At 33.0% G+C, this 21220-nt stretch carries 19 protein-coding genes and 1 pseudogene; 18 read left to right on the top strand and 2 right to left on the bottom strand.

What is annotated here, in order from left to right; translation table 11 throughout:
- Positions 1-32 precede the first annotated feature (32 nt).
- From FWJ34_RS09380 to FWJ34_RS09350, 7 genes and pseudogenes are all read left to right on the top strand, one after another.
- Entirely contained in the window at positions 33-716 is a 684-nt protein-coding gene (locus tag FWJ34_RS09380; protein WP_308255056.1) for a DUF2834 domain-containing protein, read from the top strand.
- 30 nt (positions 717-746) lie between these two features.
- Positions 747-2339: pseudogene (locus FWJ34_RS09375) on the top strand (B12-binding domain-containing radical SAM protein).
- 123 nt (positions 2340-2462) lie between these two features.
- Positions 2463-4340, top strand: a complete 1878-nt coding sequence (gene glmS, locus FWJ34_RS09370) for a glutamine--fructose-6-phosphate transaminase (isomerizing) (protein ID WP_308255054.1) — start codon at positions 2463-2465, stop codon at positions 4338-4340.
- A 108-nt stretch (positions 4341-4448) separates the two neighbouring features.
- Positions 4449-6029, top strand: coding sequence for a hypothetical protein (locus tag FWJ34_RS09365; RefSeq protein WP_308255053.1), 1581 nt, complete (start codon positions 4449-4451; stop codon positions 6027-6029).
- A 97-nt stretch (positions 6030-6126) separates the two neighbouring features.
- Complete coding sequence (locus tag FWJ34_RS09360; protein ID WP_308255052.1) at positions 6127-7488, top strand: hypothetical protein; 1362 nt, start codon at positions 6127-6129, stop codon at positions 7486-7488.
- A gap of 179 nt (positions 7489-7667) precedes the next feature.
- Positions 7668-7988, top strand: a complete 321-nt coding sequence (locus FWJ34_RS09355; protein WP_308255051.1) for a hypothetical protein — start codon at positions 7668-7670, stop codon at positions 7986-7988.
- Between the two features lie 75 nt (positions 7989-8063).
- Positions 8064-9599, top strand: coding sequence for a class I SAM-dependent DNA methyltransferase (locus FWJ34_RS09350; RefSeq protein WP_308255050.1), 1536 nt, complete (start codon positions 8064-8066; stop codon positions 9597-9599).
- 344 nt (positions 9600-9943) lie between these two features.
- Here the strand turns inward: FWJ34_RS09350 and FWJ34_RS09345 are convergent, their stop codons facing one another.
- Positions 9944-10285, bottom strand: a complete 342-nt coding sequence (locus FWJ34_RS09345; protein WP_396231810.1) for a Txe/YoeB family addiction module toxin — start codon at positions 10283-10285, stop codon at positions 9944-9946.
- Positions 10272-10568: a type II toxin-antitoxin system Phd/YefM family antitoxin gene (locus tag FWJ34_RS09340; RefSeq protein WP_308255049.1), complete on the bottom strand. Its 297-nt coding sequence runs from the start codon at positions 10566-10568 to the stop codon at positions 10272-10274. Before FWJ34_RS09340 ends, FWJ34_RS09345 begins: the two co-directional genes overlap by 14 nt.
- Before the next feature lie 315 nt (positions 10569-10883).
- Here FWJ34_RS09340 and FWJ34_RS09335 point away from each other — a divergent pair, with 315 nt between their 5' ends.
- From FWJ34_RS09335 to FWJ34_RS09285, 11 genes are all read left to right on the top strand, one after another.
- On the top strand, positions 10884-11990 hold the full coding sequence (locus FWJ34_RS09335; protein ID WP_308255048.1) for a hypothetical protein: 1107 nt from the start codon (positions 10884-10886) through the stop codon (positions 11988-11990).
- Positions 11983-13302 carry a restriction endonuclease subunit S gene (locus FWJ34_RS09330; RefSeq protein ID WP_308255047.1) on the top strand — a complete coding sequence of 440 codons (1320 nt, stop codon included), beginning with the start codon at positions 11983-11985 and terminating at the stop codon, positions 13300-13302. The genes FWJ34_RS09335 and FWJ34_RS09330 overlap by 8 nt, the downstream gene beginning before the upstream one ends.
- A 121-nt stretch (positions 13303-13423) precedes the next feature.
- Complete coding sequence (locus FWJ34_RS09325; RefSeq protein WP_308255046.1) at positions 13424-14053, top strand: DUF4433 domain-containing protein; 630 nt, start codon at positions 13424-13426, stop codon at positions 14051-14053.
- Between the two features lie 180 nt (positions 14054-14233).
- Positions 14234-15280 carry a macro domain-containing protein gene (locus FWJ34_RS09320; RefSeq protein ID WP_308255045.1) on the top strand — a complete coding sequence of 349 codons (1047 nt, stop codon included), beginning with the start codon at positions 14234-14236 and terminating at the stop codon, positions 15278-15280.
- 19 nt (positions 15281-15299) lie between these two features.
- Positions 15300-15536, top strand: coding sequence for a hypothetical protein (locus FWJ34_RS09315; RefSeq protein WP_308255044.1), 237 nt, complete (start codon positions 15300-15302; stop codon positions 15534-15536).
- A gap of 37 nt (positions 15537-15573) precedes the next feature.
- Positions 15574-15993, top strand: coding sequence for a hypothetical protein (locus FWJ34_RS09310; protein WP_308255043.1), 420 nt, complete (start codon positions 15574-15576; stop codon positions 15991-15993).
- Positions 15956-16207: a hypothetical protein gene (locus FWJ34_RS09305; protein ID WP_308255042.1), complete on the top strand. Its 252-nt coding sequence runs from the start codon at positions 15956-15958 to the stop codon at positions 16205-16207. Before FWJ34_RS09310 ends, FWJ34_RS09305 begins: the two co-directional genes overlap by 38 nt.
- Positions 16188-17177, top strand: coding sequence for a DUF262 domain-containing protein (locus FWJ34_RS09300; RefSeq protein WP_308255041.1), 990 nt, complete (start codon positions 16188-16190; stop codon positions 17175-17177). Before FWJ34_RS09305 ends, FWJ34_RS09300 begins: the two co-directional genes overlap by 20 nt.
- A gap of 87 nt (positions 17178-17264) precedes the next feature.
- Positions 17265-19478: an HsdR family type I site-specific deoxyribonuclease gene (locus tag FWJ34_RS09295; protein WP_308255040.1), complete on the top strand. Its 2214-nt coding sequence runs from the start codon at positions 17265-17267 to the stop codon at positions 19476-19478.
- A gap of 35 nt (positions 19479-19513) precedes the next feature.
- Positions 19514-19981 (top strand): hypothetical protein, encoded by a 468-nt coding sequence (locus FWJ34_RS09290; protein WP_308255039.1) that lies wholly within the window; start codon positions 19514-19516, stop codon positions 19979-19981.
- A gap of 45 nt (positions 19982-20026) precedes the next feature.
- On the top strand, positions 20027-20725 hold the full coding sequence (locus FWJ34_RS09285; protein ID WP_308255038.1) for a SprT family zinc-dependent metalloprotease: 699 nt from the start codon (positions 20027-20029) through the stop codon (positions 20723-20725).
- Positions 20726-21220 lie beyond the last annotated feature (495 nt).

The raw sequence follows: 21220 nt of genomic DNA, 5'->3' as shown, positions 1-21220 counted from the left end.
ACCTATTACTGATTACTCATTACTTATTGAATATGATTAAAACTATCGGATTTTTGTCTCTTTGGTTAGGATTTATTTTATACGCAGTTTTCTTCGCACCGCCAGATAATCCTGAAACTTTAGACTTAATTATTAATCTTTCTACTGGCAAATGGGAAGGCATTAACCCTGTCATTATTTGCCTATTTAATATTATGGGAATTTTACCCTTTATTTATGCTTCTTTCTTAATTATTGATGGAAGGGGGCAAAAAAATAAAGCCTTTCCTTTCGTTATCGGTAGTTTCTTTTTAGGGGCATTTGCCTTATTACCTTATTTTGCTTTTCGTCAAAAAAATACTAACTTTATCGCACAAAAAACCCTCATTATTAAAATCCTTGATTCTCGTTTATATAGTATTTTGGTTACCCTTTCTTGTTTCACTTTAATTTTTATTGCCGTGACAAAAGGAGATTGGCAAGACTTCATTCTACAATGGCAAACTAGCAAATTTATTCACGTTATGAGTTTAGATTTTTGCTGTTTATGTTTATTATTTCCTGCGATTATTGCTGATGATTTAACTCAAAGAAGTATAGAAAATAAAACTATATTTTGGTTAATAACATTTACCCCTTTAATCGGTACTTTATTATATATCTGTTTTCGTCCTTCTTTACTTGATAATCAAGATAACTCTACATCATTAGTTGATAATGTTAGTTCTATTAATTAATTTTTAATCCTCAAATATAGTTAAATTTATATGACAGTTTTTGCCCAAGAAAAGTTACTATTTACTCCTTCACAAAAAAATTCTAATCCTATCCCTTTAATTTTTGCTTTTCCCAATGAATATACTGTGGGAATTACCAGCTTAGGTTATCAATTAGTTTGGGCAAATTTTTCTTTAAGAAATGATATTGCTGTTAGTCGTTTATTTACAAATATTCATGAAAATTTACCTCGAAATCCTGAATTAGTTGGTTTTTCTTTTTCTTGGGAATTAGACTATGTTAATATCCTAAATTTATTGGAATTTTTAAGTATTCCTATTTAGTCTAAAAATAGAAACGAAAATCACCCGTTAATTTTTGGTGGAGGTCCTGTTTTTACTGCTAATCCAGAACCTTTTGCGGATTTTTTTGATATTATTTTATTAGGAGATGGTGAAAATTTATTAGGTACTTTTATCGATAGTTACCAACAAATTAGACAAAATGATCGCCTAAAAAAATTAACTCATTTAGCTCAAACATCAGGTATTTATATTCCAAATTTATACGAAATTAACTATCAAGAAAAAGACGGTAAAATTGAGAGTATTAAAACTATTAATCATCAGATTCCTGAAACGGTAGAAAAACAAACTTATCGAGGTAATATTTTATCCGCTTCAACAGTAGTAACAGAAAAAGCCGCATGGGAAAATATTTATATGGTGGAAGTGGTAAGAAGTTGCCCAGAAATGTGTCGTTTTTGCTTGGCAAGTTACCTTACTTTACCCTTTCGCACGGCAAGTTTAGAGGCTTCTTTAATTCCTGCCATAGAAAGAGGCTTAAAAGTCACAAATCGCTTGGGTTTATTAGGTGCATCTGTAACTCAACATCCTGAATTTGATACTTTAATCGACTACTTATCGCAATCCCAATTTGATGATGTCAGAGTGAGTATTGCTTCCGTAAGAACAAATACCGTCACAGAAAAATTAGCGGAATTTCTCAAAAAACGAGATACTCGCTCTATAACTATTGCTATTGAGAGTGGCTCTGCTAAAATTAGACAATTAATCAATAAAAAGCTCGAAAATCACGAAATAATCGAAGCGGCTATCAATGCCCAAGCAGGAGGATTAAAAGCGATAAAATTTTATGGCATGGTAGGCTTACCTGAAGAAGACTTGTCAGATATAGATGCCACTATTGAGATGATGGCACAAGTAAAAAAAGCCGCCCCAAAATTAAAAATAACCTTTGGATGCAGTACTTTTGTTCCAAAATCTCACACTCCTTTCCAATGGTTTGGGGTTAACCCTGACAGCAAAAAAAGATTGCAATATTTAGAGAAAAATTTACGAAAAATTGGCGTTGATTTACGCCCTGAAAGCTATAGTTGGTCAGTAATTCAAGCTCTTATTTCTCGTGGCGATCGCCGTTTAAGTAAGTTACTAGAATTAACTCGTAATTATGGGGATACCTTAGGCAGTTATAAACGGGCATTTAAAGAATTAAAAGGAAAAATACCGGGTTTAGATTATTATGTTCATGAAAATTGGCAGATGGGGGAAATTTTGCCTTGGCAACATTTAAAAACAGCATTAACAGAAGAAACTTTAATCAAACATTTACAGCAAAAATAAACTTCTTTTGGAAATTTAGGTAGAGGCAATCTGTAGGGAAGGGTAAGTTTCCTGATGAAAATGGGCGAACGATGAGTAATTGCTTATAATATATCAAAATTAAAATTATTGATTATTAAAATTATGTGTGGAATAGTCGGTTATATTGGAACACAAACTGCCATCGATATTTTAGTCAGTGGTTTGGAAAAATTGGAATATCGGGGATATGACTCCGCTGGAGTAGCCACTATTCTCGATCATAAAATTCATTCTACCAGAGCTAAGGGCAAATTATACAATTTACGCACCAAATTAGAGAAAGAAAGCAATAACAGTAACATCGGCATCGGGCACACCAGATGGGCAACCCACGGTAAACCAGAAGAGCATAACGCCCACCCTCACCAAGATAATCAAGGTAGATTCGCCGTCGTGCAAAACGGCATTGTGGAAAACTACCAAGAATTGAAACAGGAATTAATCGCTAAAGGTTGTCAATTCCTCTCGGAAACCGATACCGAAGTAATCCCTCACCTTATCGCTCAATATTATAACCCCGACAGTGACGATCCCTTTATGGATGCCGTGAATAAAGCCGTCAACCGTTTAGATGGTGCGTTTGCCATTGGGGTTTTATGCGTTGACTATCCTGATGAATTAATTGTAGCCCGTCAAAGTGCCCCCTTAACCATCGGATTTGGACAAGGAGAATTTTTCTGTGCTTCTGATGTCACCGCTTTAGTGCATCACACCAACACCGTTTTAACCCTAGAAAATGGCGAAATTGCCCGTTTAACACCGTTAGGAGTTGAAGTTTACGACTTTTCTGGCAAACGCTTACGCAAAACCCCTCGTACCCTTGATTGGAGTCCGGTTACTGTAGAAAAACAAGGGTATCGTCACTTTATGCTCAAAGAAATTCACGAACAACCGTCCGTAGTGCGTACCTGTTTAGAAGCCTATCTAAATCCTGATTGGCACTCAGAAAGTAACCCTGAAGAAAATCCCATTACCTTAAACCTCAAACCGGAAATTTATCAAGATTTAGAACATATTCAGATTGTCGCCTGTGGTACGTCTTGGCACGCAAGTTTAGTTGGTAAATATTTACTAGAGCAAGTAGCACAAATTCCGACTTTTGTACAATATGCCTCTGAGTTTCGTTATTCTCCTACCCCAGTTATGCGTAATACAATTACAATTGGCGTTACTCAATCGGGTGAAACTGCCGACACCCTTGCCGCTCTTGAGATGGAGAGACAGAGAAGATCTGTACTAAGTGCCGAATATCGCTCTTGTATTCTTGGTATTACAAATCGTCCTGAAAGTACATTAGGTGGTATGGTGGATCAAGTAATTAATACCTACGCTGGAATTGAGATTGGGGTGGCGGCAACGAAAACCTTTGTCGCTCAAGTGATTGCTTTTTATATCCTTGCCCTTGATTTGGCTTGGAGAAGAAAAACCGTCACTCCTTCACGGATGGAGGAAATATTAAAAGGTTTACTGCAATTACCTACTCAAATCGAACAAATTATTCATTCTGAAGAAGGAAAAATCCGAGATTTAGCCCATCAATTCCCCGATACCAAAGATTTTATTTTTCTAGGTAGAGGTATTAACTTCCCCATTGCGTTGGAGGGTGCATTAAAACTCAAGGAAATTAGTTATATTCACGCTGAAGGCTATCCTGCGGGAGAAATGAAACATGGTCCGATCGCCCTTTTAGATGCTCATGTACCCGTAGTTGCGATCGCCATGGGAGGAAGTGTTTATGAGAAGGTGATTTCCAATGCCCAAGAAGCGAAGGCAAGGGATGCACGTTTAATCGGAGTTTTACCCCAAAACCATAAAGAAGATATGTTTCAGGATACTTTAATTGTGCCTGAAGTGGAGGAAATTTTGTCGCCTATCTTGGCGGTGATACCCTTGCAGTTGTTATCCTATTACATTGCATCCATGCGCGGTTTAGACGTAGATCAACCTCGTAACCTTGCCAAATCAGTAACAGTAGAATAACCGTAGGGTGGGCATTGCCCACCATGTAATAGAGAAATAAAGTTGTATAATTTAAAATAAAGTTGTATATCTCAACATATATTATTACAAGTTTTAATAAATCAAAACGTGAAAAAAATAACAGAAGTTACGAGAAAACAAATTGCGAACTTATTTTACAAAGAATTTAATTATTGGGGAGATTATGAAGGAGATGATGAGGAAATTATATTTTTGGAAAGATTATATAACTTAGAAGAATTACCTTCAACTGATGGCAGATTCAAGGATGCTAAAGGTGATATTTGGCAACATCGAATAAATAATTGGGATTGGCAAGATAATAATTGGATTTTTAAAGATGAAGACGATCGATTTAGTCTAAATGATGGTAATGATGACGAGTATCTATTAAAATTTCTCTGTGAAACACTACATCCTACTGTTAGAGAGCCAGAAAATGTACAAGAATTACTTAAGAGATATAATAATATTTTGTCAGTGGATGGTTATAAAATTATAGAAATAAATAGATTATCAAATCGTCCAGTTTACGGATTTTGTGAAATCAATAATCAAATCAGTTTTTCAAGTAACATATCAATGAAACCAATTCAAAAAATTCTTTTTGGCAGTCCGGGTACAGGTAAAAGTTATCAAATTCGTGAAATTGCTCAACAACAATTAAATATTCAGATCGATGAATTTACTAAAACTTCTCCCAACATCGTGAAAGCGGTTTTTCATCCTGAATATAGTTACGCTGATTTTATGGGTAAATTATTACCTTTTACTCAGGGAAGCTCAGTAATTTATAAATTTTATCCAGGACATTTTTTGAAGATTTTAGGAAAGGCTTATAAATCTCTAATTGAGGGTAAAAATGAGAATTATTTATTAGTAATTGATGAGTTAAATAGAGGAAATAGTGCCGCTATTTTTGGTAATATTTTTCAATTACTCGATCGTGAAAGTGATGGTTGGTCAAGTTATGAAATAGATATTTCTGAAATGGAATTAGTGGGTTTATTTCAAGCAATGAAATTAAGTGTTGAAATCAGTAGTAATAATAAAATTAGAATGCAATTTCAAGAAAATGGTGGTTATATTGACTATTCAAATGCTTTAAAAAATCAATCAGAAAATCTTAAAAATGATATTAATAACAATGGTGCTATAGTTTGCAGTATATTACTAAAATGTCAAATAAAATTACCACCTAACTTATCAATTATTGCCACAATCAACACCTCAGATGAATCAATTTATTATCTTGATACTGCTTTTAAAAGACGTTGGGATTGGGAATTTGTTAATGCCCTAGTGGGAGCATTTTTTTACCATGATATTCCTCTGGAATTATTAGATGTTAAATTAATTATTAATGATCAATCTCATGAATCTTGGTACTATTATATAGTAGGCATTAATGAGTTAATTAAATCTAATTATCAAACTATTAGACGTATTGAAGATAAGATGATTGGATGGTGGTTTATTAAGCCAGAAAACGATAAAATTGAGCTTCAAAAAGTAAAAGATAAGTTAATGTTTTATTTATGGGATAGTGTATTTGCTAGAGATAAAAGACCTTTAGAGAATTTTCTTAGTGATGATAAAAATTCTACAGTAAAACTCGCACTTTATTCAGACTTTTTAAACCTCACAGAAGTATTTTTAGACAAAGTATTGCTGTTGGGAAAAACCTAATATAAAGGAGAATATTTTGATCAAAAAATCGAACTTGAACTAATGGAAAAAGTAGATAAAATACCTTTTTAAAATAATAATTTTTAGTTTAATTCAAATGATTAATTTTAATTCTTTACAATTACTTGTTAATAATAATTATTCTTTTGTTGGTATTGATAAACAGGAATATAATTTGCGTTTTTGTTTACCAAAAGGTTTTAATTCACAAAAATCTAAATTAGATAATTTTAATAGTAAAAGAGATTTATTTTTTCTTTTTTATAAAATTTTTACAACTTTTAAAAGTATTTGCTTAGAAAAAGGTTACTTAGATAATAATAGTAGGCAGTTAACGAACGATCGAGATGGAGTTGTAAAAACTAAAATTGGTTCTAATATCGAAGATGATGGAGAAGATAACGAAAATATTTTTTATTCTAAAATTGATATTCTTGGTAAATTATTAGATGCTTATAATGAGCCAAAAATTTTAAGTTTCGCCTCTCGACTAGGTAAGAGTGATAAATTTGATTTAAGCAAAATTCATAAATATTTACATCAAGGGGTTTATTTGCTTAATAATGCTATTTATGTAGATCAAATGCTTCTACCGAAAAAAGTAGTTCAATTTGAATCTACTGATATAGTTACAATGTATTGTTACTTATTTTGTGAAATAAAACAGCAATTAAAAGAAATAATAAATCCGAAAATTATATCTTTAGGTGAAGATTTTAGAGAACGTTATTTAAACTCTCAAGATAGTCTTTTTGATGAAAATACCTATGAATCTGTTTTAAATTTACTCAAAGATGCTTTAGAAACGATCGACAATTATACACCGATAAAAGATGCTGATTACTGGGAATATTACGAAGCTACTGAACTATTTTTATATGGCGACTTAAATCAAGCCGAAGAAGGGGAAATTTGGGGTATAAATAATTTTCATACGGTGTGGGAATCAATGTGTTTAACTTACTTAGCAGAAAATAATAATTTATCTTATTTATTACATTGTGATACTCAATATTTAAGTCTGAGAATTATAGATAAACTGAAAACATCAGAAAAAGTAATTGACATTGACAATGTTTTTAAAATAAATGGTGTTTGTTTAAATCCCGATGCTATTTTATTTAGTTCAATAAATAGTGATTTTATTCAACAAACAACTTATGAAATATTTATTACTGATTGGGATAACTATGATTATAAAACACAATTTAGATATGACAATGGTTTTAAAACCTATAAAAAAGGTAAATCAATATTTATTAACATTGCTTATTTTGGTCAAGAAAAATACATTTATACAGCTCAAAAATTAGGAAAAATATATCCGAATCGAGACAATACATATTTAGTTATTGATTCTCCTTTACCTAAAAATTTTTATTCGTTTTGGGAAGTGCCAGAAATTATAGATGATAAATGCCTTAACTTAATGAGTTATTTTAATCATTTTTTTATTTAGCTCTAAAAAAGCAAATATTAACTTGGGATAATTTTTGTGAAAAGATATTAAAACCATTAGATATTACTTTTGCTGATCGTGGTAATTTTAATGATTTGAATGTGTTTACTCGATCGCTTTTTCGAGATAAATTAGAAAAATATATTAAAAATGAATTTGAAAAATTTATAAACAAAATATTGAATAATAAGAATACTTTAATTAACGTAATTGATATAAAATACTATGATTTTGAATATTTTTTTAATAGCAATAATCAAAAAGAAAATAAAGAAAAAAATGTTAGAAAGCAATTTGTTTATGAATATTTATTACAAAAGAAATTAAAACAACATTTTGATAATAACTTTATCCCTAATATTGAAAGTAGTTTTTGGATTCCTGATTATCATCCAGATGATTCAAACTTAGTTAAAAAAGATCAAGTTTTTCTTGATGATTATATTGAGTTAAATAAAATCAATTTTTTATTAGTTGCTGAAAATTATAGTACTTTTTAAATAAAAACTTAAAAAGTATTGATAAATAGGAGTAGAGAACATACTATAATCAAACAATTAAAAAAATTATTAAGGATGGCAAAATTAACTTTACCTCAGCTTGAGCGACATTTATTTACGGCAGCGGATATTTTACGGGGGAAAATGGACGCTTCCGAATTTAAAGAATATATTTTTGGGATGCTTTTCTTAAAGAGGGCTTCGGATATATTTGAGCAAAGGTATCAAGAGATTATTAAAGAAAATTTTACTAAAGGACGCAGTGAAGAAGAAGCCAAACAACGGGCTGAATCCCCTAATCGCTACATAGAAACTTTTTTTATCCCAGAAAAAGCAAGATGGAATTATATCAGAGATGAATTACATAAAGATGTTGCTAACGGTTTAAATAAGGCATTGGCGACTTTAGAAGATAGTAATCCTGCTTTAGAGGGTGTCTTAGGGCATATCGATTTTAACCGTCAGGTGGGTAGTAATCGGATGTCAGATAGTAAGTTAAGGGATTTAATTCAGCACTTTAGTAAGTATCGTTTACGCAATGATGATTTTGTCTTTCCTGATTTGTTGGGGGCAGCTTATGAGTATTTAATCGCCGAATTTGCTGACTCGGCTGGAAAAAAAGGCGGTGAATTTTATACCCCCCGTGATGTGGTGCAGTTAATGGTGCGGTTGGTGAAACCAGAGCAAGGTATGTCAATATATGACCCCTGTATTGGTTCGGGGGGTATGTTGATTCAAGCCAAGCAATATGTGGAAGAGTGCGGTGGTGATTCTCATAATTTGGCTTTAGCAGGGCAGGATAATAATGGCGGTGTGTGGGCTATCTGTAAAATTAATATGCTTTTGCATGGAATTAGGGATGCTAATATTCAAAATGATGATACTCTATCTAATCCTCTACATTTAGATGGTAATGAATTAATGCGGTTCGATCGAGTTTTGAGTAATCCCCCTTTTTCTCAGAATTACACCAAAAAAGAGATTAAATTTAAAGAGCGTTTTAGTCATGGTTGGTGTCCAGAAACGGGCAAAAAAGCCGATTTAATGTTCGCTCAACATATGTTATCGATGTTAAAACCAGACGGAATTATGGCAACTGTTATGCCCCATGGGGTGTTATTTCGAGGGGGAGATGAGCAAAAAATCCGTAAAAGTTTGATTGAAAAGGATTGTTTAGAAGCTGTTATTGGTTTACCTCCCAATTTGTTTTATGGTACTGGTATCCCTGCTTGTATTTTAGTGATGCGTCATGGAGGGGCAAAATCTCCAGAGCGTCGGGGTAAGGTATTATTTATTAATGCAGATGGGGAATATTATGTTGGTAGAGCACAAAATTATCTCAAACCTGAGCATATTGAGAAGATTATTTCAACTTTTACTGAATTTAAGTCAATTTCAGGCTATGCCACGGTGGTTAGTAAGGAGGAGTTGGCACAGAATGATTATAATTGCAATATTCGCCGTTATGCTGATAATGCTCCCTCTCCCGAAAATCATGATGTTACTGCCCATATTTTAGGGGGTATTCCTCAAAGGGAAGTAGATGCCCAATTATCTTTACTTCAAGCTCATGGTTTTAACTCGATCAAGATTTTAGTGACTAGAAAGTAAGATAATAATTAATGATTATGGAAATGAGCAATTATGAGAGTTAATCAAGAAACATAATTTTTCCGTAAAAATTAACTCACTTTAGTAGAGTTTCGCTGTTAGCAATGAAATTTATTTCATTGTGGGTTAATGGTTTAAAGCAATAAATCTCTTTGTAATCAACGAATTTGCCATCAATTAACCGATTTGTAATCAATCAACCGCCTTGCAATAAATTGACAAGGCTAATCGCAAAAGTCAGCTAAAGCGACTAAACAACATACAATTTTACTTTGATAATGATCCCTCATAATCCCCTTTAATCAATGAAACGATCCCCCCTAACCCCTAATAAGGGGCGAACTTTATTGTTTTTGATAGTGGTAACGTGCTTGTAGAAAATCGATTCTTTCAGCAGTGACACGATAAACCAATCTATGCTCTAAATCAATTCTACGAGACCATGTATCAGAATCTAAAAATTTTAGTGGTTCAGGTTTACCAATACCTTCTAAGGGAGATTTGATAATAGCTTCAATTAAATCCAGAATTTTATTAGCTTTAGTTTTATCTGTGCGATACCACCATGCTAAATCTTCCCTAAAACGAGGGTGAAATACTGGAAATCTTGAATTGATAATGTTAGGTTGAGTTTTAGTTATATTCCCTTGATTTTTCTCGGCTTTTTTCTTTTTATCTTTCAATATTTAACTCCTCACATAACTCATCAACACTGTTAGGAGATGGAGGTGTTTGAGTATCCCATTTTTTTGAATCTTCTAACGCCTCTAATAAACGTTGTGCATTGACAGGCGATCGCAATAAATATATAGTTTCTAAAATGCTAGATAATTCATCGGCACACAAAAGGGCAATATCTTTATGTCCACGTCGTTTAACTACGGCAATGGTATTATCATTTTCTATATCGTTTAAAAGATTGGCTAAATTTTCTCTGGCTTGAGTGTAAGTGGTTTTGATCGAAAACATATTATGATAACCTGTCCAGTTTTTCTGTACATTTATTGATGTTCCTAGTTTAGCTTAAAATATAATGAATAAACCCCCTTGCAATAAACTGCTTCGCAATAAATCCCGTAGCGTAGCGAGGCACGAAGCAATCTCGAAGCGTTGGGCGAAAATCTGGTAAAGCGATTTATCAAAAAGTTTTTAGTCGCTTTAGCCGACTTAAGCTATAAGTCATGAAATTTATTTCTTGGCGAATTATGATACATCACCTAGCATGATTCCCTTTAATGAAGGGGAATTGAACCTAAACCTAATCTATATATTATTTAAACAAACGTGAAATATTTTGATTTTATCCCCCATATCACCGAGAGAAACCAAATTAAGCCCTTTATTGAACAGGATAAGGGGGTGATTGCCAAAGAGCAAGAGTTAAATCAGGCTTTTAAGGGTTGGTGGGAGTTAAACGCCCCTAATTTGGCTAAATTGCCCGAAAATAAGGCGGTGATGCAGTTAAGAACGGATTTTATGGCTTCCTTTGTGGAATCTCTGCAACCTGTGGGGTTATTGGATAGGTTTAAGGTGGCTGGTGTAATCGCTAGTTGGTGGGATGAGGTGCGTTATGAATTGCGGACTTTATCGGAGTCTGGTTTTAATGGTTTGGTTGATAGTTGGGTGGATACTATTAAGGATGGTTTGGTAGATAATGATGACAGTAGCAATAAAGCTAAGTTTGATCCCCTTAATCATAAATTAGTTAAGGTGTTATTGGCGGATTATTTGGCAGAAATTGAAACGGTAGAGGGGAAAATTGCGGAATTAGAGCAGGAAAAGGAGAGTTTTGAGCAAGGAGAAGGGGGAGAGGATACGGAAGAAGGGGAGGAGGTGCTTAATGTGGCGAAGGAGTTGGATAATCGGGTTAAGGAGTTGAAAGCTAGTATTAAGGATGCAGAAAAAAGGATTAAGTGGTTAAATCGCAGTGCTAATGTGAAGGATAAGGGTTTGATCGCAGCTAAGAAGAAGCTAGGGGAAGATACAACAGAATTAGAGCAGGAATTGGCGGATTTAGAGGCTTTTGTGACTCCTATTACTCTGGAAATAACGGAAATTGAGGAATTGTTACTGCCCTATAATGAGTTAAAGGAAAGGCTAAAAGAGGCTAAAAATGAACTGAAAGAGTTAAAAAATAACTTAATTGAGCGTTTAGACGAGGCTAGAAGGGCTTTAAGGGATGATGAATGTCAAAAACTGGTGTTAGCTATCTTTTTTGAGGGTTTAGAGCAAGAATTAGAGCGTTATGTAACGGCACACCGTCAACAGGTTATCGCTGTGGTTGAGAATTGGTGGGATAAATATAGGGTTACTTTTCGTTGTCTTGAGGAGGAAAGGAGTCAGGTTGTTAATGAGTTAAATTCTTTTTTTGAGGGGTTGGGTTATGTCTAAAAATATGGGTTTTAAAGATTCGCCACTTGGTTTAATTCCTGATGATTGGGAATATACTAAGTTAAGCAACATTACAAACATAAAACGAGGTGCAAGTCCTAGACCTATTGATAACCCTATTTGGTTCGCCGATGAAGGTAGGGGATGGGTTAGAATCAATGATGTTACTCGTTCTAATGGTCATCTTTATTCTACAGAACAATATTTATCGCCATTAGGAGTAACTAAAAGTGTTCCTGTTAATGTTGGTCAATTAATAATGAGTATTTGTGCCACAATAGGAGAACCGGCGATCGTTGAAATTGATGTTTGTATTCACGATGGATTTGTTGTTTTTGATCAATATGAGAAATATTTAACTACAAAATTTTTATATCATTTTCTCCGTTTTTACACACCTAATTTTCAAAATTATGGTCAAACAGGAACACAAGCAAACTTAAATACAACTATTGTTGGTGCTACACCTATTGCTTTACCGCCTCTGAAAGAACAGGAAAAGATAGCGGAAATATTGGATAAAGTGGATAGTTCGATCGAACTTACGGAAGCATTAATCAAGAAACTAAAACAAATCAAAGCAGGATTATTACAAGACTTATTAACCAGAGGATTAGACGAAAAGGGCGAATTAAGAAACCCTGACACCCACCCCGAACAATTTAAAGATTCTCCTTTAGGTAAAATTCCTATTAATTGGGAAGTTGTTGAATTAAAATCACTTCTTTCAAGCCCTATTAAAGATTTTGGTAGCTTTTCAATGACTAATTTGTTAGATTTTCAAGATTCAGGTATTCCTTTTTTAAAGACAGAAGCAATTTATGATTATGGGCTTGACATTAAACACATAACTTTTATATCAGAAAAAATACATCAACTTTTACCTCAATCTATTGTTTATAAAAATGACATTTTATTAACTAAGATAGTTGCTATAGGCAGGGTTTGCCTTTATGATGGTAGTCTTGGTATTTGTAATAGTAATGCCGCATCGGCAAAAATAAGGATTTCTTCCAGTTTAGCTAGTAAAGATTTTATTGCATATTTTTTACGTTCTGATTTTGCAAAGCGACAATATCTAAATTCTGTTATTAGTACCCCACCAAGAATTAACTTAAATCAAATTAATCAATTAAATATCATTACTCCTCCTTTAAAAGAACAAGTAAAAATAGTAAAAATTTTAGATACCCAAGAGAAGGCGATCGAAAAAGAAGAACAATATTTAAAGAAATTAAAACAGAAAAAACAGGGATTAATGCAGGACTTATTAACAGGAAAAGTAAGAGTAAATCATTTGTTCTATAACTAGAAGAATAAAAACTATAGCCGCTATATATAGTAGAATTTATTAATAAACACACTATATGTAGTATAAATTTGAAAATACTTTTGTATAATAGGAGTTAAAAAATAATCAAGGCGGTGAATAAATGCCCACAGAAATTTATCACATAACTCATATAAAAAACCTCTCCTCAATTATCAAAAGTGGTGAATTAACAGCGAATAGTCTCCTCAAACGACAAAATCAAACTTACCAAAACATAGCCCATCAAAATCTTCAATATCGCCGTGCCATAACTTCCGTAACCTGTGGGCAAAAAGGCACACTTCATGACTATGTACCCTTTTACTTTGCTCCTCGCTCCCCCATGCTTTACGCCATCAATCAAAAACAGGTACAAGGATATACACAAGGACAAAAACCCATAATTTATTTAGTTACCACCGCAGAAACCATCAAAAACGCTTCAATACCCTTTGTTTTCACCGATGGTCATGGTATTATGGCATATTCTGAATTTTATGATGATTTGAAAGATTTAAACACAGTTATAGATTGGGATGTAATGAATTCAAAGATGTGGACTGATACCGCACAATTTCCCGATCGCAAACGTCGCCGACAAGCAGAATTTTTAGTTTATCAATATTGCCCTTGGCAGTTAATTAACAGTATCGCAGTTATCGATAGTTCGATCGCCCAACAGGTAAACCAACTTTTACAAACTCACTCTCATCAAATCCCCGTCAACATTTGCCGAAATTGGTATTATTAAAATTTAATAATTGAAATCTAGGAAAAAGTACAAAAATAAGCTAAACTTACTATCATAACTAATTATTTTAAATAACACTAAACAAGGACATTAATCAAATAATTTTTATCCCCTCTAAATAAAGTGAAGTATCTCAAAGATTCCGAAACTTAAAGAAAAAATTAATAACCTAATAGGGAAATGATCAAATTTAAACAAGGCAATATACTAAAAGAAAATACTGAAGCCCTTGTTAACACCGTTAACTGTGCCGGTGTCATGGGTAAAGGTATCGCCTTGCAATTTAAACAAGCATTTCCTGATAACTTCAAAGAATATAAAAAAATCTGTGACGGTGGACATTTAACACCTGGTATGATGTTCATTACTTCCACAAATCAACTATTCCCCAAATATATTATTAACTTTCCTACGAAGCGACACTGGCGAGGAAATTCCCAACTAACGGATATAAAAGCAGGATTACAAACCCTCATTCAAGAAGTAAAAAGATTAGGCATAAAATCGATCGCCATTCCGCCCCTCGGATGCGGTAATGGGGGCTTAGATTGGAGTGAAGTAAAACCTTTGATAGTAGAAGCATTTGCCCTTTTAGAAGGGGTAGAAGTGATTATATTTGAACCCATAGGAAGCCCTGCGGTGACAGAAATGAAAGTCACAACAGAGACACCTAACATGACTTTAGGACGTGCTTTATTAATTCATCTTTTAGAATTGTATGGTATCCCTGGTTATAAACTAACTAAATTAGAAATTCAGAAACTAGCCTATTTTTTACAAGTGGCAGGAGAACCTCTAAGATTACGTTATGGTAAAAATCAATATGGTCCTTATGCTGATAATTTAAACCATGTTTTACAGAAAATAGAAGGGCATTTTATCAAAGGATATGGCGATCGAACTCAACAATCCCAAATTTATGTTTTACCCGAAGGTAGAGAAAAAGCAAATCAATACTTACAACAACATCCCGAAGCTAAAGATAGATTAAATCAAGTAGCAGAATTAATTATGGGCTTTGAAAATCCTTACGGATTGGAAATGTTAGCCACAATTCACTGGGTAGTTACTCAAGAAGATAACCAAGCTAGTAACGATGTTAACCAAGCCATTAAACTTGTCTATTCATGGAATGAGAGAAAAAGACAATTATTTAAGGAAAATCATCTAAAAAAAGCATGGGAGAGACTAGCACAACAAAACTGGTTTAATTTAGCGGTAAATTAGCAGTAAACAAGAACAAAAAATGAATATAGACACATTAAACAATCAAATTCGCTACCTAACTAACCAAGAAGGAAAACCCACTGATGTTTTAATTCCCCTAACCATTTGGGAGACTATCATCGAAAAACTTAACCTCGAAACCACGGAAGAAAATGACAGTAAAGAGCAACTTATAGCGGACTTTAAACAAAGTTTAATAGATGCTAAAGAAGGGAAAACTTACCCCCTTGAAGAACTTTGGGAGGGGATAGACTGATACATGAAAGAAATAAGATTTACAGCCCCTCGTAAAAATGAATAATTTAGAAGCCTTTTTAAACAGATTAATTGAGCTAAAAAATGAAGAAGAAATAACCGATTTTTGTCGCAAATATTTAATTCACGGCACACCCTATATATTTAATAATCGAGAAAATGAATACTATGAATTTAGAAAAAAAATCGCCAATCAATTTAACATTGCCTTTTATGAAATCTATATTACAGGTTCGGCTAAATTAGGATTTAGTCTTTTTAAACAAAAACCATTTGACTATGATTCTGATATAGATGTAGCCATTGTTTCACCCCAACTCTATGAAAAAATGTTAGAACCAATTTATGACTATCAGATGGAATTAAGAAAAGCGAGGAAAAGTATAACCGTGACAGAATTAAAGCAATATCATTCTTTCCTTGAATATAACTGCCATCGGTTGGATTCGCCCCGATAAACTACCCTTATCCTTTGGAGTTGATATATTAAAACAAGAATGGTTTGACTTTTTTAAATCAATTTCTTACGGTAAATCAGAGATAGGAAATTATAAAGTTTCAGCAGGAGTATTTAAAAGTTATTCTCACTTTGAAAAATATACAATAAGTTCATTAAAACAAATTATTAACACTCAAAAAATTAGGAATAAAAATGTTAGCACAACAAATTAAACCCTCAGTAACTAACCCAACAATCGCCGATATTTACCAAAATATAGCAAGTGGTAAATTAATCCTAAAACCAGATTTTCAACGTAAATTTGTTTGGACTAATGACCATCAAGAGGAATTTATTGATACTATCTTAAAAGGTAATCCTTTCCCTGAGATTTATGTCTGTCAAGGAGAAATTGATACTCATAAATTACGCACTATTGAGTATGTAATAGATGGACAACAACGATTAACAACTATCAAAAAATATATTGATGGAGAACATCAAAAACTGTTGAAAAAAATACCTAAATATCAAGACTTAACAGAAGAACAAAAACGTAAATTTTTATCTTATCAAATGGTAGTTAGAGATATAGGAGAAGTCGATGAACAAAATATTAGAGAAGTATTTAGAAGAATTAACTTAACTAAATTTAAACTAGAAGATGTAGAAATTCATAACGCTATTTATAACGGTGAATTTATCCAAACTGCTAAAGATATTTTACATAATATTGACTTAAAAGAATTTTCAGTTTTTTACGAATCAGAATTTACACGCATGGCGGATTTACACTTTATTCTGCTAGTGATGTCAACTTTAGAAGAAGGTGGCTATTTTTCCCAAGATAAAGAAATAGAAACCTATATTGTGCAGTTTAATGATGAATATAAAAATAAAAATCATATAAAAGCTCTATTGATCAAAACCTTTGCTATTATTCAAGATTTAAAGTTACCGAATGATTCAATTTGGTATCGCAAATCTAACTTTTTTACTTTGGTAGTTGAGATAGCTAAACATCAAGGAAATATCCCAGAAAATTTAGCTCATAAATTAGCAGAATTAGGAGAAAATATTATGAAAAACAAAAATCAAAATAACGAATTTGGTAACTATTATAAGTATATGTATGGAGGAACTAATAATAGAACTGCTAGAGTAACAAGGGGAGACATTTTCAATAAATATATTTATTCATAGCCGTAACAGAAAAATTTAACTAAGATATTATAATCAAAAAGTAATCATAATCTGTATTTCTCGTTTCACCCTTACCCCTTGAGACAAATGCCCCAACAGACACCAGAATATTTACTTTCAGAATTGCCCACCATTGAGCATTTAAAACTACTTAACTGGCAACATTTAGAGGGCGATCGATTTATTCCTGAAATGACCGATCGAGAGAGCTTTAAAGAGGTAATCTTGACAGATAGACTGAAAAAAGCCATAAAAGAACTCAATTTAGACGAAAATGGTAAACAATGGTTAGAAGATAGTCAAATCAATACCGCCGTTACTGCTTTACAAAGAGTTACAGGTAATAGCCTATTAGAAATTAATCAGCAAATGAGCGGATTATTGTGGGAAGGTACAGTAACCGAAGGAAAAGACGGCAAAAACACTACTATTCATTACATAGACTTTGAAAACCCTGAAAATAACGATTTTTTAGCTATTAATCAATTTCGAGTTGATCCTCCTTGGCTAACAGGAGATAAAGGCTATATTGTGCCTGATATAGTGCTATTTGTTAACGGTATTCCCTTAGTGGTAATGGAATGTAAAAGCCCAAAACTTAACTATCCCCTCGAACAAGCTATTACCGATTTACTCAAATATTCTAATCAACGTCATAGTAGCACTCCCGAAGGAGCAGAAAAATTATTTCACTATAATCTCTTGATGGTTGCCGTTTCTCAACATCAAGCCGTAGTAGGGGCTGTGGGTGGTAGTTATAGCGATTATACCCCTTGGAAAGACACCTATCCCACACCAGAAAAGAAAATAGCTAATCAATTAGAAGTAACGGGGCTTAATAATCGTCAAAAGTTAATCGCAGGAATGTTAAAACCTTCTCATTTACTAAACATACTGCAAAATTTTACCCTGTTTACCAGAGAACAAACTAAAATTAAAAAAATTATTCCTTATTATCAACAATATCGAGCAGTACATAAAACGATCGATCGCTTAGAAAATAATCCTCCCCGTAGCCAACACGGTGACACAGATCAAAGAGGAGGAATCATTTGGCATACCCAAGGTGCTGGAAAAAGCCTTACTATGGTTTATTTAGTCAAGAAAATTAGAACCACACCAGCCTTAAGAAGATTTAAGATAGTAATAATTACCGATCGCACCGACTTAGAAAAACAACTAGCAGAATCGGCAGTATTAACAGGTGAGCCGATGCAAAAAGCCAAAAATGTCAGACAATTAGAGCAATTACTCGCTCAAAAGGGAGCGGGGTTAGTTTTCGGCATGATTCAGAAATTTAGAGGCGATACAGGCACAGAAGAAGAAAATAGCAACAATAATCAAATCAATATTAGTAACAATCTCAATCCCTCAGAAGATATTTTAGTCTTTATTGACGAAGCCCATCGCTCCCATACTAATACCCTACATCTCAACCTTTCTCAAGCCTTGCCCAACAGTGCCAAAATTGGCTTTACAGGTACACCTATTGTTAAAAGTGCCAAGAAAACCAGCAGTCAGATTTTTGGTAGTTACATTGATCAATACACCATTAAAGATTCCCAAGAAGACGGGGTGACATTACCAATTTATTACGAAGGCATTGAAGCGAGAGCTAGAGTTACACAAGGGAATGATTTAGATCAGATATTTGACTTAATTTTTCAAGATAAAAACGAAGCCGAAAAAGCCGTCATTAAACAAAAATATGCAGGTAAAAATCAAGTTTTAGAAGCCACAGAAATTATTGAAGCCAAAGCTAAAGATATGCTAAAGCATTATATTAGCCATATCTTACCCAATGGGTTTAAAGCTCAAATTGCCGTCAGTAGTCGTTTGGCTTCCATTAAATATTATGAAGCACTGAAGAAAGCCCAACAGCAATTAATAGAGGAATTAGAAAAACGTGCTACTATTCTACGGGAGATAGACATATCATGTATCGAAACTTTAGACGAAAAAACTCAATTTTTAACCCTTGCTTACCAACATCTTGACACCATTAGACGTTTAGAATTTGCTCCAGTGATTTCAGGTAGTAAAGATGATCCTCATAGTTGGCAACAATGGACAAATGAAAGTAATCAAGACATTCATATTAACCGTTTTAAAAAGCCCATTGATCAAGATGGTTTAGCCTTCCTGATTGTTAAAAGTATGCTCTTAACAGGGTTTAATGCACCTTTAGAACAAGTTTTATATTTAGATCGTACCATCAAAGAGCATGAATTGCTACAGGCGATCGCCCGTGTTAATCGCACCTATGCAAAAAAAAGTTATGGTTTAATTATCGAAAAGTAGAAGAATATCAAAACCCGAAAACTCAAGCCGCCACCATGGAACACGCCGCCCGTGCTTATATCAGTGATAATTATAATGATGATCCTAGTTATTATAAAAAACTCAGTGAAAAACTAGAGGAAATAGTAGAACAATTAAAAGAAAATTGGGAAAATCAAGTAATAGCGTTACAAGATTTAGTTCAAAATATAAAACGAGGTAGAAAAGAGGATAATACAGGCTTAAATCCTATCACAGAAAGACCATTTTTAAGTTTAATTGAACAATATTCCACCGTAGAATTAAACGAACAAATTAAAGCAACTAAAGAAATAGTCAAATTAATTAAGGATGAAATTAGAATAGTTCATTTTTGGCGAAATCCGATTAAACAAAGAGATTTACGTCTAACACTAATAGGATATATGGACGATCGTGATTTAGTGCCTTTTGAACAACAAGAAAAATTAGCCGATGAATTGGTACAATTAGCCCGTCACAAACATATATATTTAACTAACTAGATATTCTCAAATCATTTATTATACCCTCCTTTGCCCTTTCCTAAAATGAACAATATTACATTCGGTGAATTAGAATTTGAAATACGCCAGAGTAAAAAACGTAGAACTATCGGGATTACTGTGGAAAGAGACGGAAATTTAATTTTAGCAGTGCCACCAGATGCCTCCGAAGATGCGATCGCCAAAACCGTAGAGAAACGTCGCCTATGGATTTACCGCCATTTACTCAGAAAAGAAAATTTAAACCAAAATAAACTAACAAAAGAATATGTATCAGGGGAAGGATTTTATTATTTAGGACGTAGCTATAGACTGAAAATTATTAATGAGAAAATAAATGACAATGCTCTGAATTTATATCAAGGAAAATTTTGCTTCTTAAATACTGCTTTACCCTCCGCTAGAGAACATTTTATTGCATGGTATCGAACACATTTACTTACCTATTTAAACGATAAAATTAGCCTTTTCGATAAACGTATAGGTGTTGAACCTAAATCAATAAAAGTCAGAGAATTAGGAGCGAGATGGGGATCATGTACGGATAATAAAAATCTTTGCTTTCATTGGCGAGTAGGAATGCTTCCTCCTGAAATAATCAAGTATTTATTAGTACATGAGATGATCCATTTATTAGAACCATCCCATAATCAATTATTTTGGCAAAAACTAGAACAAGTTATCCCAGATTATTTAGAGAAAAAACAATGGTTGGCTTACAACGGTGTAAGGTTCAATATCTAAATCTTCTAATCTATTTTTCAATAGTTCGATCGTACAGTGCCACTAAAGAACTCGATCGCCCCAGGTCTTTTTACTAAACCAATGGATTTATTTTGATGATAGAATTGTTATCAACAAAATATCAATTATTATCGTCTCGAAATACTTATTTTATAAGGGATTAAAAAGTTATACAACTTTATTCCCTCATTACACGATCGCCTTTATTTCTTTTAACAAGGTAATCGGTTTATTAATTTACTAACTTTTTTATTACTCATAATTTTATATTTTTTTTTCTGTAATTGAATTTTATGTAAATTTACCAACTTTATTTTTGAGGCGATAAAAATTTATAACGACGGAATAAGACTCTCAAGCTAATTAATTTACCAACTATTTTATTAGTTCACATTATTTCCTTATTACATATAGCAGTAGTAATATTAATTAACCTAAAAATTGATAAAATTATTCATAGTTTAGGGTTACAATTTTCTATTACAATTTGTCCAA

This window comes from Geminocystis sp. GBBB08 (assembly GCF_016743215.1).
In the GTDB taxonomy this organism is placed as follows: Bacteria; Cyanobacteriota; Cyanobacteriia; order Cyanobacteriales; family Cyanobacteriaceae; genus Geminocystis.
This window is presented reverse-complemented; position numbering and strand designations above follow the sequence as displayed.

Coding starts and splice junctions, on each gene's coding strand:
- FWJ34_RS09380 (WP_308255056.1), top strand. CDS start 33: ATGATTAAAACTATCGGATTTTTGTCTCTTTGGTTAGGATTTATTTTA.
- glmS (WP_308255054.1), top strand. CDS start 2,463: ATGTGTGGAATAGTCGGTTATATTGGAACACAAACTGCCATCGATATT.
- FWJ34_RS09360 (WP_308255052.1), top strand. CDS start 6,127: ATGATTAATTTTAATTCTTTACAATTACTTGTTAATAATAATTATTCT.
- FWJ34_RS09350 (WP_308255050.1), top strand. CDS start 8,064: ATGGCAAAATTAACTTTACCTCAGCTTGAGCGACATTTATTTACGGCA.
- FWJ34_RS09340 (WP_308255049.1), bottom strand. CDS start 10,568: ATGTTTTCGATCAAAACCACTTACACTCAAGCCAGAGAAAATTTAGCC.
- FWJ34_RS09330 (WP_308255047.1), top strand. CDS start 11,983: ATGTCTAAAAATATGGGTTTTAAAGATTCGCCACTTGGTTTAATTCCT.
- FWJ34_RS09325 (WP_308255046.1), top strand. CDS start 13,424: ATGCCCACAGAAATTTATCACATAACTCATATAAAAAACCTCTCCTCA.
- FWJ34_RS09320 (WP_308255045.1), top strand. CDS start 14,234: ATGATCAAATTTAAACAAGGCAATATACTAAAAGAAAATACTGAAGCC.
- FWJ34_RS09315 (WP_308255044.1), top strand. CDS start 15,300: ATGAATATAGACACATTAAACAATCAAATTCGCTACCTAACTAACCAA.
- FWJ34_RS09310 (WP_308255043.1), top strand. CDS start 15,574: ATGAATAATTTAGAAGCCTTTTTAAACAGATTAATTGAGCTAAAAAAT.
- FWJ34_RS09300 (WP_308255041.1), top strand. CDS start 16,188: ATGTTAGCACAACAAATTAAACCCTCAGTAACTAACCCAACAATCGCC.
- FWJ34_RS09295 (WP_308255040.1), top strand. CDS start 17,265: ATGCCCCAACAGACACCAGAATATTTACTTTCAGAATTGCCCACCATT.
- FWJ34_RS09290 (WP_308255039.1), top strand. CDS start 19,514: ATGGAACACGCCGCCCGTGCTTATATCAGTGATAATTATAATGATGAT.
- FWJ34_RS09285 (WP_308255038.1), top strand. CDS start 20,027: ATGAACAATATTACATTCGGTGAATTAGAATTTGAAATACGCCAGAGT.